The 14451-nt window shown below is 42.1% G+C and carries 14 protein-coding genes and 1 pseudogene; 13 read left to right on the forward strand and 2 right to left on the reverse strand.

Features of this window, described 5'->3' with window-relative positions:
• Positions 1 to 56 precede the first annotated feature (56 nt).
• The 11 genes from AC787_RS10345 (at position 57) to AC787_RS10395 (ending at position 8741) form a co-directional block, all read left to right on the forward strand.
• Positions 57 to 776 carry a DsbA family oxidoreductase gene (locus AC787_RS10345; protein ID WP_054024700.1) on the forward strand — a complete coding sequence of 240 codons (720 nt, stop codon included), beginning with the start codon at positions 57 to 59 and terminating at the stop codon, positions 774 to 776.
• Positions 777 to 800: 24 nt separating this feature from the next.
• A complete protein-coding gene (locus AC787_RS10350; RefSeq protein WP_054024701.1) occupies positions 801 to 989 on the forward strand; it encodes a hypothetical protein in 189 nt (62 codons plus the stop codon).
• A gap of 117 nt (positions 990 to 1106) precedes the next feature.
• Positions 1107 to 2195, forward strand: coding sequence for a lactonase family protein (locus AC787_RS10355; RefSeq protein ID WP_054024702.1), 1089 nt, complete (start codon positions 1107 to 1109; stop codon positions 2193 to 2195).
• A gap of 46 nt (positions 2196 to 2241) precedes the next feature.
• A complete protein-coding gene (locus tag AC787_RS10360) occupies positions 2242 to 2457 on the forward strand; it encodes a cold-inducible protein YdjO-related protein (protein WP_054024703.1) in 216 nt (71 codons plus the stop codon).
• Between the two features lie 138 nt (positions 2458 to 2595).
• Complete coding sequence (locus AC787_RS10365; protein ID WP_054024704.1) at positions 2596 to 3909, forward strand: sensor histidine kinase; 1314 nt, start codon at positions 2596 to 2598, stop codon at positions 3907 to 3909.
• A 24-nt stretch (positions 3910 to 3933) separates the two neighbouring features.
• Positions 3934 to 4572, forward strand: coding sequence for a response regulator transcription factor (locus AC787_RS10370; protein WP_054024705.1), 639 nt, complete (start codon positions 3934 to 3936; stop codon positions 4570 to 4572).
• Positions 4573 to 4707: 135 nt separating this feature from the next.
• The gene (locus tag AC787_RS10375; protein WP_054024706.1) at positions 4708 to 5166 is read left to right on the forward strand and encodes a thiol-disulfide oxidoreductase DCC family protein; all 459 of its coding nucleotides are present in this window, start codon (positions 4708 to 4710) and stop codon (positions 5164 to 5166) included.
• Between the two features lie 2 nt (positions 5167 to 5168).
• Positions 5169 to 6074: a DoxX-like family protein gene (locus AC787_RS10380; RefSeq protein WP_054024707.1), complete on the forward strand. Its 906-nt coding sequence runs from the start codon at positions 5169 to 5171 to the stop codon at positions 6072 to 6074.
• Positions 6075 to 6100: 26 nt separating this feature from the next.
• Positions 6101 to 6778: a DUF4166 domain-containing protein gene (locus tag AC787_RS10385; protein WP_054024708.1), complete on the forward strand. Its 678-nt coding sequence runs from the start codon at positions 6101 to 6103 to the stop codon at positions 6776 to 6778.
• Positions 6779 to 6909: 131 nt separating this feature from the next.
• The gene (locus AC787_RS10390; protein WP_054024709.1) at positions 6910 to 7785 is read left to right on the forward strand and encodes a radical SAM/SPASM domain-containing protein; all 876 of its coding nucleotides are present in this window, start codon (positions 6910 to 6912) and stop codon (positions 7783 to 7785) included.
• Between the two features lie 113 nt (positions 7786 to 7898).
• Entirely contained in the window at positions 7899 to 8741 is an 843-nt protein-coding gene (locus tag AC787_RS10395; RefSeq protein ID WP_054024710.1) for an undecaprenyl-diphosphate phosphatase, read from the forward strand.
• A 51-nt stretch (positions 8742 to 8792) separates the two neighbouring features.
• Here the strand turns inward: AC787_RS10395 and AC787_RS10400 are convergent, their stop codons facing one another.
• Both AC787_RS10400 and AC787_RS10405 read right to left on the reverse strand, forming a co-directional pair.
• A complete protein-coding gene (locus AC787_RS10400; RefSeq protein WP_054024711.1) occupies positions 8793 to 10016 on the reverse strand; it encodes a voltage-gated chloride channel family protein in 1224 nt (407 codons plus the stop codon).
• A 92-nt stretch (positions 10017 to 10108) separates the two neighbouring features.
• A complete protein-coding gene (locus AC787_RS10405; RefSeq protein WP_054024712.1) occupies positions 10109 to 10501 on the reverse strand; it encodes a DUF5658 family protein in 393 nt (130 codons plus the stop codon).
• 272 nt (positions 10502 to 10773) lie between these two features.
• Here AC787_RS10405 and AC787_RS10410 point away from each other — a divergent pair, with 272 nt between their 5' ends.
• The gene (locus AC787_RS10410) at positions 10774 to 12717 is read left to right on the forward strand and encodes an ATP-dependent DNA helicase (RefSeq protein WP_054024713.1); all 1944 of its coding nucleotides are present in this window, start codon (positions 10774 to 10776) and stop codon (positions 12715 to 12717) included.
• Positions 12718 to 12985: 268 nt separating this feature from the next.
• Positions 12986 to 14434, forward strand: a pseudogene (locus AC787_RS10415) (spore germination protein); the annotation flags it as partial.
• Positions 14435 to 14451 lie beyond the last annotated feature (17 nt).

Consider the following 14451-nt stretch of genomic DNA (forward strand, 5'->3'; position numbering starts at 1 on the left):
TTACAATAAGAAATATAGTATCATACTTTTTTTAAAACATTCTGGAGGTGTCTGCATTGAAAGTTGAAATTTGGTCGGATTATGTATGTCCGTTTTGTTATATAGGAAAAAGAAAGTTCGAGCTCGCGCTTGCGAAATTCGCACATAAAGAGCAGATCGAAATCGTGTTCCGGAGCTTTGAGCTAGACCCTGGTGCTGATCCTAATTCGAATATAAGCACATATAGCATGCTTGCTTCTAAATACGGAATGAGCGTGGAGAAAGCGAAGGAAACAACGGTTAATGTGGCGGAACAAGCTGCAGCAGTAGGACTCGCATTCCATTTTGATGGTACGGTTTCTACAAATACGTTCGACGCGCATCGTGTCGTTCACTTTGCTACTCAGATGGGCAAGGAAAAGGAAGTTTCCGAGAGATTGTTCAAAGCATATTTCACGGATGGTGTAAACGTAGGCAATCGCGAGCGACTTGCTGAAATTGCTGCAGAAGCTGGCCTTGACGCAGCAGCAGTAGCTGCGATGCTCGAGACTAACCAGTTCGCTGACAACGTTCGTGAAGAAGAAGAGGAAGGCAGCAAGCTCGGCATACGTGGTGTTCCTTTTTATGTTGTTGATCGTAAATATGCAGTTTCCGGCGCGCAATCGCCTGAGGTGTTTTTGGATACATTAAACAAAGCGTGGGAAGAAAAACATCCGAACTTTATTCAAGTAAACGAAGGGGACGCTGATGTTACCTGTACTGATGGTTATTGCGTTCCTGACTCACCCAAGTCTTAATAGCTTACGGGAGGCGGCAATCTCGTGGAGGATGCAACTCTTAGGAGAAACTGTCAAATTGAGCGAATAGGTGAAATCATTGATTTGAACGAGAAAGCTGCTTTTATACTTGTAAATGCAAAACGTATCGAAGTGCCATTAACAAAGGTCGCTGAGGGAGTAAACCTCGGCGACTTTGTTGTCTGGACAGGCAGCAGCTGGAGTCGTAAATGAATAGTATAAAAAAACCAATTTGTCGGATTAGCTTTCACAACTTATAATAGATAACGGTATAAAAGTCAGACGCTTATTAAGATATGTTGACATGCAAATGCTTAGGGGGTATTAAACGTGACAAATGAACATCAACGTCTACTAGTGTTCGCGGGCTCTTATGCGGAAGCCGAGGAGAATGGCGTATACGTGTATGCATTCGATGAAGAATCGGGTACATTAACGTTGACGGACGCGGTTGCTGAATTTAGAAATCCGACGTTTCTCAATGTAGATGCAGACCGCAAGCTATTGTACGCAATTTCTGAGACCATAAATAAATCTGGTCAAAAGGTTGGAGAAGCTGCTGCATTTGCCATTGATTCCAAGGAGGGCTCATTACGGCTCATAAACCGTAAAGAGACGGTCGCATCAACGACCTGCCATATTCAGCGTGATGAAAATAGCCGATTTTTGACGGTAACGAGCTATCATGGCGGTATGATTGGACTTTTTGACATTACAGAAGAGGGTGCTATTGGTCAACAGCTTGATGTGAAACAACATGTAGGCAGCAGTCAGCATCCAGAACGCCAGGATCGACCGCATCCTCATTCCTCGTTCTATAGTCCTGACGGTCGCTATTTGTTAGTTTCCGATCTGGGTCTTGATCGAATTGTAACCTATCGCTTGGACGAAGCTGCTAATAAGCTCATTCATCAAAGCGAGGTTTCTCTGCATCCAGGTGCTGGCCCGCGTCATTTATCGTTTCATCCGAATGGAAAGTTCGTCTACGTCATCAATGAGGTGGATTCAACGATTACTTCGTTTACATACGATAAAGAGACCGGCCAGTTGACGACAAAAGAAACCGTAAGTACTCTTCCGGCAGATTTTAAGGATGAAAATTCTTGCGCCGAAATTACAGTATCTACGGACGGCAAATTTGTATATGGTTCCAATCGTGGTCATGACAGTATTGTTGTTTTCGCAATCGATGAGCAGACTGGATCATTGTCTCTGGTGCAGCATATATCAGTAGAAGGCGGTCATCCGCGTCATTTTGCATTGACACCAAACGGCAGATATTTACTGGCTGCAAACCGAGATACAAACAATATCGTTACGTTCAAAGTTAATAAAGCAAGTGGAGAATTGACGTTTACGGGTAATAGCATGACATTATCCAAACCAGTTTGTGTAGTCCCTGTTTATTTAACGCTATAAATAATTAATGATGTAAGCATAGAAAGAAAAGGGGAATAAGAAAAGCGTGGCTACTAACGAAGATGAAAAACCGAAATTAAAAGCGACCAAAATTTTCAAATGTAAAAATCCGGAATGCAAAGCATGGGTTAGAGATGAGTTTGCTGCTACGGAGCAAACATGCCCCATCTGCAAAGGACCGATGCTCAGAAGCATGAGGCATCTGCCAGCCGTTCAGAACAAGCCGAAACCTCAGCCACGTAAGCCGAAATCGGACTACTAACATGATAATCCAAAAAAATCCCAATCCACTCTTATGAGTTGGATTGGGATTTTTTTATGGCAAGTTGCAATGATTCGACTAACAGATAGTCAAATATGTTAGGATAGACATACAAACAATGACAGGATGGTATTCGTTATGCTGTTTTATTTTATCGCTCTATTTACGGCAGCCGTAATTGTCATATTAAACAATCGCAGGAGCGAGTCGAATCGCTGGGCCGCGCTTTTCTTATGCAGCGCTTCAATTGGCGGACTCTCAGAAGTGTTGTTAGACAAAGGGTTATTTCATCTTACTAATGTATTACAATTTCTCAACTATACATTTACGCCATATGCTGTTTTTATTTTTAGCCTCTTATATGCATCTGTACTAAACAATAATCGAATGAGAAAAAAACTAAAATTTTATCTTTCTGTTCCGATTTTTTTGATGGCTTTGTTTGTGATGATTTCTTCCGATGAGCAATGGTTTTTTAATCTTTTGCTATTATGGAGCGCGCCATATTACTTAATTTCCTGTTATTTATTATTCGCATCCTATTGGAAAGAGCATGATAAGAGGTTAAAGCGAAGTCGATTTATTACAACAATCATTATGGTTCCGACACTGCTTGCTGTTCTTATCTTCATTTATGTAGCAAAGGTTATTTCTCCTGAATTTGAATTTTTTAATTATATTTCTGTTTTTATGATTTATTCGCTGTCGGTCGCGCTGTTATGTACGTTCATGTACGGTGTTCTCGGTGTTAAACTTCGCTTCGAGCATGATCCTATGGAGAGTGCAATGCGAGCAGTTAGTACAGGCACAACGATGCTTAATCATACGATAAAAAATGAAATTGGAAAAATAGCGATCAGCACGGAAAACTTAAAAAATTTGCTGCCAGAATCGAATGAGCAGTCTATGCAACATATGCAAATCATTACGAATGCATCCAATCATATGCTTGAGATGATCAGTCGTATTCATAGTCAAATAAAGGACATCTCGTTGCAAGAGCAACCGGTACAGCTGGATCAGCTCATCGAGAAAGTGCTTTTTCAGCATGAAGGTTTGTTGAAAAATAAAGGAATAACAGTAAACGCGAAGTATGAGTATCGTCCCGTCATCCTATGTGATCCGATTCATATAAGCGAGGCATTTGGGAACCTGCTTATGAATGCGAGCGATGCGATGCCAACTGGTGGAGCTGTTGAGGTAAGGCTTGCAGCTTACAAGAATGGCGCCGAGCTGTCTGTGCAAGATAGCGGAATAGGAATCGCGGAGGAGAAGCTGAGTCAAGTGTTTGATCCTTTCTATAGCAGCGGGAAAAGCGGGCGGAATTTTGGACTCGGCTTATCTTACGTTTATAATGTCATGCAAAAGAGTGGTGCAAAGGTCATACTGACCAGCCAAGAAGGATTAGGGACGCGTGCAGCATTAGTTTGGCCGCGAAAAAAGATTTTATAAATCGTAGAGAAGGAGAGAGCCATCTTGAGTCACATCAAAGTGTTTATTGTAGAGGATGATACGGACTGGATTAAAGCGCTCACTACCTATTTGAATAAAGAGCCTGATTTGCTCGTTGTAGGTACCGCTACGAATTCTAGTGATGCGATCAGTTTGGCGCAAACGCTCACATTTGATGTTGTACTAATGGATATTCAGCTTGAGGGCAGCCGGCTTGACGGTATTCATACGGCAATTCTAATGCATGAGCACTCACCAGCCAAAATAATAATGTTAACGTCATTAAATGATGAGCAAACTATGACTCAAGCCTTTACAGCAGGCGCTGTGCAGTATTTGGAGAAGACACGCTTTCAGGAGCTGCCGCAAACGATTCGAAGCGTCTATCATCATCCTGCTCCAATGGAAGCTTTACTTAACGAGCTAGCTCGGCTAAAGCGCGAGGAGCAGCTCAAGGAACTGACTGGTGCAGAACGAGAGGTATTCGAGCTTATTGAAGCAGGTTACACGCAATCACAAATTGAGAAGAAGCTCTACAAGGCTGAGAGCACGCTCAAAAATCAGGTCAATAAAATGCTGAAGAAGCTTGGCGTACGCAGCAGTAAAGAAGCAGTAGAAAAAGTGAAACGAAGAGGGATTTTTCAAAGAGAAGATAAGCATTAATCGTATTGATATAGCTTGGAATCAGAGGGGTACTACGTCATGTAGTACCTCTTTTTTTGTCGTTCTACGAAAGATAGAACTGCCGTAAAAACGTTGCTTGCGTTTAAAATGGAATGAGAGAGGGAGCGATTTATTATGAAAACAATGACCTCACGGAACGACGATACTACTGTGCTTCTAATTGATGGACAATGTATGTTATGTAATAGAATCACCCGTTTTGTCGTGAAAAGAGACAAGAAAAAGTTTTTTCGGTTCGCTACACTTCAGTCGCCATTTGGCCAGCATCTCTTGAGGGATGGGAACTTACCCCTAGATGATCTGGATACGTTCGTGATGGTGCAGTCGAAGATTTACTATACAAAATCTGAAGCTGCGCTTCGAGTTTTACGCAGGCTTGATGGTTGGTGGTGGTTATTGTATCCGTTTATTCTCGTGCCGCTTGCTTGGAGAAACCTTGTTTATGATCGTATTGCTCGAAATCGTTATCGTTGGTTTGAAAAGAATGATGTGTGCATTATGCCGACACCAGACCTAATAAACAGATTTATGGATGAATGTAATGTTCATAGCAAGCGAAGTGAGGGAGAGTAAAGATGAACAATAAACCGATCTATGTCGAGCTTGAAATCCGAGCAAATTTAGATCAGCTCTGGATGCATACGCAAAATCCTCAGCTTCATGAGCAATGGGATCTACGTTTCTCGCAGATTCAGTATCTTCCCCAAACCAATGAATCCGACATACAGAAGTTTCGATATGAAACGAGAATTGGCTTTGGTCTAAAAATAAGTGGTACCGGAGAAACAAGCTGTACGACAATGAAGGACAGCAAAGAAAGAGTATCCACATTAACCTTCGCTTCCGCTCAACCAGTCTCGCTTATTCGAATGGGAGGCGGTTATTGGAAGTACAAGGATCAGGGAGATAAGCTCACTTTTATTACGTTATTTAATTATCAGACACGTTTCGGTATTGCAGGGCGAGTATTGGATCGTTTTATATTTCGCCCCATATTCGGCTGGGCTACAGCCTGGAGCTTCGATCGATTGCGCATATGGCTAGAGGAACATATTCCTCCTTCCGTCGTTGCAGAGAGAGCCTTGATTCATTATTTGAGTATTTGCCTCATCGTGCTGCTCTGGTGTTATAAAGGGCTTGTTCCTAAGCTTCTCTTTCCGGAAACAGGTGAGCTGGCCATGATGAAGCAGCTTGGCTTGTTCAAAGGGATGGAACTGCCAATGGTTCATCTGGTAGGCATCTGTGAAATGGGATTTGGAGTGCTGATAGCTTGTTTTCATAGGAGAAAGTGGATATTTATCGCTCACGTTTTGGCATTATTTTTGTTGACCACACCAGCGCTTCTATTTCACCCAGAAGTGTTAACGTCACCTTTTAATCCGATTACGCTATCGTTGCCAATGATTGGATTAGGTTTAACAGCCTATTTAAGCAGACGCCACTTACCGCAAGCAAGACGCTGTAAGAGACAATATAAATAGTCGTATTAGAAATGGGGGAAATCACCATGAGTTCAATATATGAACAAGCGTTAGGAGCTGATTTTCAAAAGCTTCATCCTCGAATACAGCAGCGTTTTGGTTTTTGCAGTCAGGACCGTTCCGCGTCGATTGGTCATGGAGTAATGCAATTGATCTGGTATAACAAGCTTGTTGCGCTGCCGTTGTTTATCGGATCCTTTCGCCATATCATGTTCCCTCAGGGCGGTAAAAACATCCCTTTTTCCATTGAAAACTTTGCATATAGGGATTCGTTGGGGCGTGAAACGGTTTCTTGGATCCGTAAGTTTAAGTTTCCAAAGACAATTAGGCATTTTGACGCAACGATGGTGTATAGCGGAGAACGGGAAGTTATTGTTGATTATCTAGGTAATAAACAACATTTAGCAGTCGATTTGGATGTTACAGTGTCTTCAAAGGGTGGAATTCGAATCATCTCTGGTGAGCAGCGCTTCTATGAAGGACGGCTTCAATTTCGATTTCCTAAATTATTTACGGGCAGAGCAGAGGTTAACGAATGGTATGACGATGAGGAGCACTGTTACAAAATATCGGTTGATGTACGCAATCCTATTCTTGGTCAAATCTTCCGCTATGAAGGTTCCTTCCAAGCTACATTCATTAAGAGTGAGCCTGAGGCGATTCCTATCGGAATTCGGCCATTGCGTGACGAGAAGAGGGAATAAACGGCCGTTGCTGTTTATTCCTTTTTGTCACTTTCGTGTTCGGCGTTGTATAATAGAAACTGACACGATAAGCAGATCCAATCTAACGAGGTTTAAGCAGCTGGATCCATGGGAAACGGAGTACATGACTAATGAAAAAATTTAAAAAGTTTTATATAGAAACGACAAGCATATGCAACTTATCCTGCAGCTTCTGTCCGCCCACACTTCGGGCGAAAGGTTTCATTAAAGTAGAGGATTTCAAAAAAACGCTGGATCAGATCAAACCGCATACCGATTATATTTATTTTCATGTAAAAGGCGAGCCGATGCTGCACCCTAAGATGGACGAGCTGCTCGATATTAGCCATGAGAAGGGCTTCAAAGTAAATATTACGTCTAATGGGACCCTTATTACTAAAAACAAAGAAAAGCTTCTGAATAAGCCAGCTTTGCGTCAAATCAACTTCTCGCTGCACAGCTTTGACGGCCATGCAGGTTCAACGAATAAAGAGGGCTATCTTGCAGAAATTTTGTCCTTCGTTAAAGAAGCTGTAGCTACCAGCAACATTATTATATCGTTTCGGCTATGGAACCTTGATATGGACAATGAAACGAACCAGCAGAAAAACAAAAATCGCGAGCTGCTGGGCATGATTGAGAAGGCGTTTGATCTTGATTATAAAATTGAGGAAAAATTCATACCTGGCTCAGGTGTGAAAATAGCGGAGCGCATCTATTTAAACCAAGATCCTGAATTCAAATGGCCGGATTTAAAAGAACCTGAGTATAATGGGAAAGGTTTTTGCCATGCTTTGCGGAATCAAGCAGGTATTCTCATTGACGGAACGGTCATCCCATGCTGCTTGGACGGAGAAGGCGTTATTAATTTAGGAAACATTCATGATACTCATTTCTCAGAAATTATTGAGAACGAACGATCAACTAACCTTTATGAAGGTTTCTCAAGACGGGAAGCAGTAGAGGAGCTATGCAGGAAATGCGGCTATCGTCAGCGTTTCGGCTGAATTATAGGTACTCAGTTGGAATTGTTGAGTAGGGTCATTTTGTGTTATGATTTATTCCGTGCTGTTCTTTGTCGTCTTTCTATCAATCAGAGAGTTAGGAGATTCAACTACACATGGATTTTATTACGATTTTAAAAGCGATTATTTTGGGAATTGTTGAAGGATTAACGGAGTTTGCACCCGTATCCTCGACGGGACATATGGTCATTGTTGACGATATGTGGCTTCAAACAGAACAGTACTTGACGAAGTACGTTGCGAACACCTTCAAAATTGTCATTCAGCTCGGTTCAATTTTAGCAGTAGTCATTATTTTCCGAAATCGATTTATTGATTTGCTGGGTTTAAACAGAGGAAGCAAGGAAGCATCACAAGCTTCATCTGAACCGAAAAAGAAGCTTAAGCTTACACATGTTATAGTTGGACTTATCCCAGCTGGTGTGCTCGGTCTGTTGTTTGATGATTACATTGATGAGTATTTATTCTCCATACGTACAGTGCTAGTTGGCCTAGTTATCGGAGCTATATTTATGATCATTGCTGATCGCTTTGGACCTAAGAAACCAAAGATTGATACGGTTGACCAGATCACCTATAAGCAAGCCTTGTCAGTAGGTCTGATTCAATGTTTCTCTCTCTGGCCAGGGTTCTCCCGTTCCGGTTCCACCATTTCTGGAGGGGTGCTGCTAGGCATGAGTCACCGTGCAGCTGCTGATTTCACTTTCATCATGGCAGTGCCGATCATGGCTGGTGCAAGCTTGCTGTCCTTGGCGAAAAACTGGGAATACTTCACGTTAGACTCATTGCCGTTTTTTATCGCAGGTTTCCTGAGCGCATTTGTATTTGCCCTTATTTCCATTCGCTTTTTCCTGAAGCTCATTAACAAAATCAAGCTTGTACCTTTTGCGATTTACCGCATCGTGCTTGCTGCAGTTATCTACATCGTTTATTTTTAACCAAAAGAAAATGGCCTGCTTCCGTAAGATAAGGAGCAGGCCATTTTTTGTTTAAGAGCGTAATTCAGCTGGTTTTTGAGTTTCATAGATGCCGATTCGACCGGAACATATAAAAGCGATCATGCAGCCGATAAATAAATAAATTGCACCTTCAGCGCCAAATAATTCGATGCCCATTATGAAGCAAGCTATTGGCGTCTTGGCTGCGCCGCTGAATACGGATACGAAGCCAATGGCAGCGAGCAGAGGGACGGAGGCATGAAGCAAGCCTGCAAGTGCGCTTCCGAGCGTAGCGCCAATGACAAAGAGTGGTGTTACCTCACCGCCCTGAAAGCCTGTCCCAAGCGTAATGGCAGTGAATAATGTTTTTAATAGAAATACGAGCGGTGAAACCGCTTCTTGAAAGGATTGCTGAAGCAGCGGAATGCTTAATCCCAAATAATCACGCGTTCCGATCGCATAGACGAGAGCGATAATGAATATTCCGCCAAAAAAGCTTTTGTAAACAGGACTTTTAAACCATTTACTAAATAAGCGTTTGAATCCGTGAACCAGCTGTGTGAATAATAATGCTGCTAAACCAAAAAAGACAGAGGCCATTACAATTTTGACAATGAGAAGCCAGTCGAGCGGAGGCACAGCACCTATTGAATAGGAGATATGTTTAATGCCCCATGCTGTAGTAACCAAATGCCCGACATAACTTGCGATAAAGCAGGGGAGCAGCGCTTCATAGCTAATGACTCCGATAGCAAGTACTTCTAATCCAAATACTGTACCCGCAAGCGGCGTTCCGAAAACCGCGCCAAAACCGCTGCTGATGCCGCACATCAGAATGATTTTCCGGTCAAGCTGGTTAATTTTGATCTGCTTACCAAACCATTCAGCTAAGCTGCCGCCCATTTGGACTGCAGTTCCTTCTCGCCCTGCAGAACCGCCAAATAAGTGGGTGATTAACGTCCCAATCAGGACAAACGGTGCCATTCTTAACGGGATCATGCCTTTACCAGAATGTATTTGCTCTATGATTAGATTATTTCCTCTTCCTGCTTCTTTCCCAAACTTGAGGTAGAGATAACTAACGAAGGCGCCGCCTAAAGGAAGCAGCCATAGTAACCAAGGGTTTTGCATCCGTGTTTCTGTTACGAAGTCGAGACTAGCAAGGAAGAAGGCGGAAGCAGAACCAGAGAGGATTCCGACCGCTCCTGCTATGAGCAGCCATTTTAACATATATTTGGAGAGGACGAGAGGTGCTAAATGCCTTTTTTCGATCATTAATGTGAACTCCTTTAGGCTCCTGAGAGAAAAAGTGTTTTGTATGGTATCTATTTGCTATTATACAACACTCTTAAAAGAGGTAAAGAAATTCATAACAGCGAATCGAGTGAAAACCAGCCGTCATGGACGCCATAAGAGATCCATATAAGGTGATAAACATTGACGAGAAAATAGATGAACACGGTAATAAGAATACACGGGTTTATCCAAAAACGGTTTTTCATACGATAATAAATAAGTATAAGAAGCAGGGGAAGCAGCAGTTTCATCGTATAGTAGCTTACGATATTCCAATTATAAAGTTTTCTAACGAGTGGATTAAGCTCCTCAATTAGAGAAAGCCGCAAACCGAAGTCAGTGAACACAGCATCAGCAAAGCAAAGAAACAGTAATCCGAACAGCAGCGGTTTTAAGTCCCATTGTTTTAGAGCTGTAATGGCAGTTGAGCCTCCATTCTGAAAAAAATGATGATAAACTTGCATATCAGATGCATATGCCTCATATGGCTTATCATTCCTAAGGACCTACGATCATTGTGCCCGAAACGTGTTCTAAGCTTACGGTATCTATGATCGTAAATAATGAACTTTAAAAATGAAAGTTCACGGTTACATAATGAAGTAAAGCTTAGCAATCTTTGACTAAGTAGGCACTCTAGTGATATATTTGAATGTACGATTAGTACAGGAGATTTCACAGTCGGCAGTGTGCAGGCACGCAGCCGTTTGTGCCTACTATATGGAGGCAAGCAACCTTGAATAAATATCCATTTGATTTTGACCCGAAACAACCTTTTATACAGCAGGCTAGCGATTGGATCGCTGATGTTTTTTATGAGAAACTGCCTGAAGCTGGTTTTGAAATTAGAGATGAACAAATTTATATGGCTTTTCAATTGGAACGTGCTTTTGCGGATAAGCAAACGATTTTTGCAGAAGCAGGGGTAGGTACTGGCAAGACATTCGTTTACTTGCTTTATGCGATTACTTATGCACGGTACACAAGAAAACCGGCTATTATTGCTTGTGCCGATGAATCTTTAATTGAACAGCTCGTGAAGCCTGAAGGCGATATTGCAAAGCTTGGAAAGTACTTGGACCTCACGATCGATGCTAGATTAGGTAAGTCAGCAGATCAATATATTTGCTTAAAAAAGCTTGATGATGCAAGAGCTGGACAAGATGATGCCGAGTTGTATGACAGTATTTTTCGTGACCTCCCAAGCTTCGTGCATAAGCAGGATTCCATGCAGAGTTTCCATCCATACGGAAATCGCAAGGACTATCCTAGCTTGAATGACGAGCAGTGGAACGAGCTGGGCTGGGATGTATTCCAGGACTGCTTAGTATGTGATGTGAGGCATCGCTGCGGTCAAACTTTGTCACGCGATCATTATCGTAAATCTGCCGATGTCATTATTTGCTCGCATGATTTCTATATGGAGCATATATGGACGTATGAGGCTAGAAAACGCGAAGGCCAGCTACCGCTGCTGCCAGAGTATAGTTCGGTTGTCTTCGATGAGGGTCATTTGCTTGAAACAGCTGCACAGCAAGCACTGACCTACAAGCTGAATCATGCTGTGTTTGAAGGAATTGTAACAAGGCTGCTGCAAGAAGAGATTCGTGAATCTCTTGCTGTAGCTGTTGAGGACGCTATTACCCAAAGTGAATACTTGTTTAAAATGATGAATAAGCACAGTCAGAAGGTTCCTGCTTCGGATCGCAAGGAAATCATATGGAGTGCTGAGCTCATTCGAGAAATCAATCGTTTGCAGGATACGCTCTCGGTTATCGAAGAAGAACTTGTATTCGAAAGTGGCTTATACACGATAGATACGTATCAGTTGAAAATTGTCGAAGAGCATTTGGAGATGATCCAATTTGCCCTTTCTTTATTCAAGCAAGAGGACAAGCCGATTAGCTGGGTGTCACAGGATAAAGAAGGCACATCACTTGTAATAATGCCTAAAGTGGTGAAGGAAGTACTGAAGGAGCAAGTATTCTCTCGTAAAATGCCAATCGTATTTTCCTCAGCAACGCTTTCGGTTAACGGTTCTTTTAATTATATGATGGACATATTGGGTATGAATAGCTCACTATCCTTTTCGGTTCCATCGCCGTATGACTATGAGCAGCAAATGACTGTGGAAATACCAAAAGCAGAACATTTTAAGGGGCTAAATGATAAGGTTGATGAAACGTATCGCTTGCTCAAGCAGTCGGGTGGGAGAACGCTTATTTTATTCCCTTCCATGGAGCAATTAGAGCAGTTCAAGACAGAATCGGACAAGCATACGGATAGTTCGGCTTATACTTTCTTTTATGAGGGCACAAGCGAAATCAGTTATCTGATCGAGCAGTTTCAACAGGATGAAGCAAGTATTTTATGCGCAGTAACATTGTGGGAAGGCTTAGATATTCCAGGTCCATCCCTTTCTCAGGTTATTGTATGGGAACTTCCGTTTCCTCCAAATGATCCATTATTTGCAGCGAGAAGGAATGATTCGGAATTACCGTTTGAGCAAGTGGATATGCCATACATGCTGCTGCGTTTACGACAAGGTATCGGACGGTTGATTAGAACACGTGAAGATAGCGGCAAAATCGTTATTTTCGGAGAAAAAATGAATGACAGCTATGTGCGTTCACAGGTGGAAGGCGTACTTCCGAAAGGTGTAGCACTAAGTTATTCATAAAATAAGTAAAGGAGAAGGGGAAACCCTTCTCCTTTTTTTTATTTCCTGCTCTTTGATTACGCACAAGTTTATAACCCATATATTACGGCAAAAATAGATGTAATTCGACAAAAAACTACAAGGGGTGTATCTGCCATGTCTATTACCGATCAAATAAACATTCCTGAGTGGACGGTATACGTAGAAGCTATTGTCACCCTCGTGATTCCACTCCTCATATCGTTTATATTCAATAGGTCTCGCCATGCCGATGGTGAGTGATCCGATGAGTGAGAATATTCAAGATCGATTAGCATCTATTCATGAACAAATGATGTTCCATTCTGATGTTTTGGTACGAGAGTTCTCCATTGGGGATACAGGCATTAGTGCAGCTATCGTATTCGTAAATGGATTAGCGGATTGTGATTTGATTGATCAGCATATTTTGAGAGCGCTGATGGCTGTTCAAGGAGAAGGCAAATCGATAACCAAATCGTTTTTAACTAATCAAGTATTAACGGTCAGTCAGTTATCTGAAGTCCAAAATGTAGTGGAAATGTTGCCGAAGGTGTTAATGGGTGCAACGGCAGTGCTCGTAAATGGCATTCATGAAATAATTATCATTGGCACAGCTAGGAGTAAATCTCGCAACATTGAGGAACCGATCTCGGAAGCATTAGTTAGAGGACCTCGAGCAGGCTTTAATGAGAACCTATCAGACAATACCGCGATTTTGAGAAGACATGGTGAGAATGATAGCTTGGCGTTCATAAGTATGCATGTTGGTACACGAGCTAAGAAGCAACTCATCATTGCTTATATCAAAGACATTGCCGATCCTGAATTAGTTGAAGAGGTCCGCCTTAGAGTAAGCAAGATCGATATCGATAATCTACCGGAATCAGGATATGTTGAACAACTCATCGAAGATAATTTTTTGAGTCCATTTCCGCAGGTGCAAAGTACGGAACGGCCAGATCGTGTGATTAGTGCTTTGATGGAAGGCAGAGTCGCTATTTTGCTAGACGGTACACCATTTGCATTAATCGCTCCCGTTACTTTTAGCATGCTATTACAATCGCCTGAGGACTATTATGAGCGTTGGATGGTTGGTTCATTGCTTAGATTGCTTCGTTTTTTAGCGGCAATGATTGCATTACTAACACCAGCGATGTATATTTCTTTCATTTCTTTCCATCCAGGACTTATTCCAACTAAGCTAGTTATTTCTATCATCGGCGCTAGGGTTGGTGTTCCTTTTTCTTCCCTCGTAGAGGCACTCATTATGGAGATAGCCATTGAAATATTAAGGGAAGCTGGACTTCGTCTGCCAAAACCTATCGGACCTGCAATGGGAATTGTCGGAGGCTTAATCATTGGAGAAGCGGCTGTGCAAGCAGGAATCGTTAGTCCGATTCTTGTCATTGTTGTTGCTGTTACTGCGATTTCCTCTTTTGCGATTCCACAATATAACGCTGGGATTGCCCTTCGGATGCTTCGTTTTGCAGCTATGTTCTGCGCCGCTGCCTTCGGCATGTATGGCGTAATTTTATTTACTCTCATGTTAAGTTCGCATATTGTCAAACTAAAGAGCTTTGGCGTACCTTATGCGAGTCCGGCGGTTCCATATCGCATTAGCGATTGGAAAGATTTTATTGTTCGCATGCCTGTATTTATGATGAAAAAAAGACCAGAAATGCTGCAACCTAAAGACAATCAGCGGAAGAAAAAGTAAATAAATATAGCGTTGGA

It is taken from the genome of Bacillus sp. FJAT-28004, assembly GCF_001280845.1.
In the GTDB taxonomy this organism is placed as follows: Bacteria; Bacillota; Bacilli; order Paenibacillales; family Paenibacillaceae; genus Pristimantibacillus.

Coding starts and splice junctions, on each gene's coding strand:
- AC787_RS10365 (WP_054024704.1), top strand. CDS start 2,596: ATGCTGTTTTATTTTATCGCTCTATTTACGGCAGCCGTAATTGTCATA.
- AC787_RS10380 (WP_054024707.1), top strand. CDS start 5,169: ATGAACAATAAACCGATCTATGTCGAGCTTGAAATCCGAGCAAATTTA.
- AC787_RS10395 (WP_054024710.1), top strand. CDS start 7,899: ATGGATTTTATTACGATTTTAAAAGCGATTATTTTGGGAATTGTTGAA.
- AC787_RS10405 (WP_054024712.1), bottom strand. CDS start 10,501: ATGCAAGTTTATCATCATTTTTTTCAGAATGGAGGCTCAACTGCCATT.
- AC787_RS10375 (WP_054024706.1), top strand. CDS start 4,708: ATGAAAACAATGACCTCACGGAACGACGATACTACTGTGCTTCTAATT.
- AC787_RS10385 (WP_054024708.1), top strand. CDS start 6,101: ATGAGTTCAATATATGAACAAGCGTTAGGAGCTGATTTTCAAAAGCTT.
- AC787_RS10400 (WP_054024711.1), bottom strand. CDS start 10,016: ATGATCGAAAAAAGGCATTTAGCACCTCTCGTCCTCTCCAAATATATG.
- AC787_RS10390 (WP_054024709.1), top strand. CDS start 6,910: ATGAAAAAATTTAAAAAGTTTTATATAGAAACGACAAGCATATGCAAC.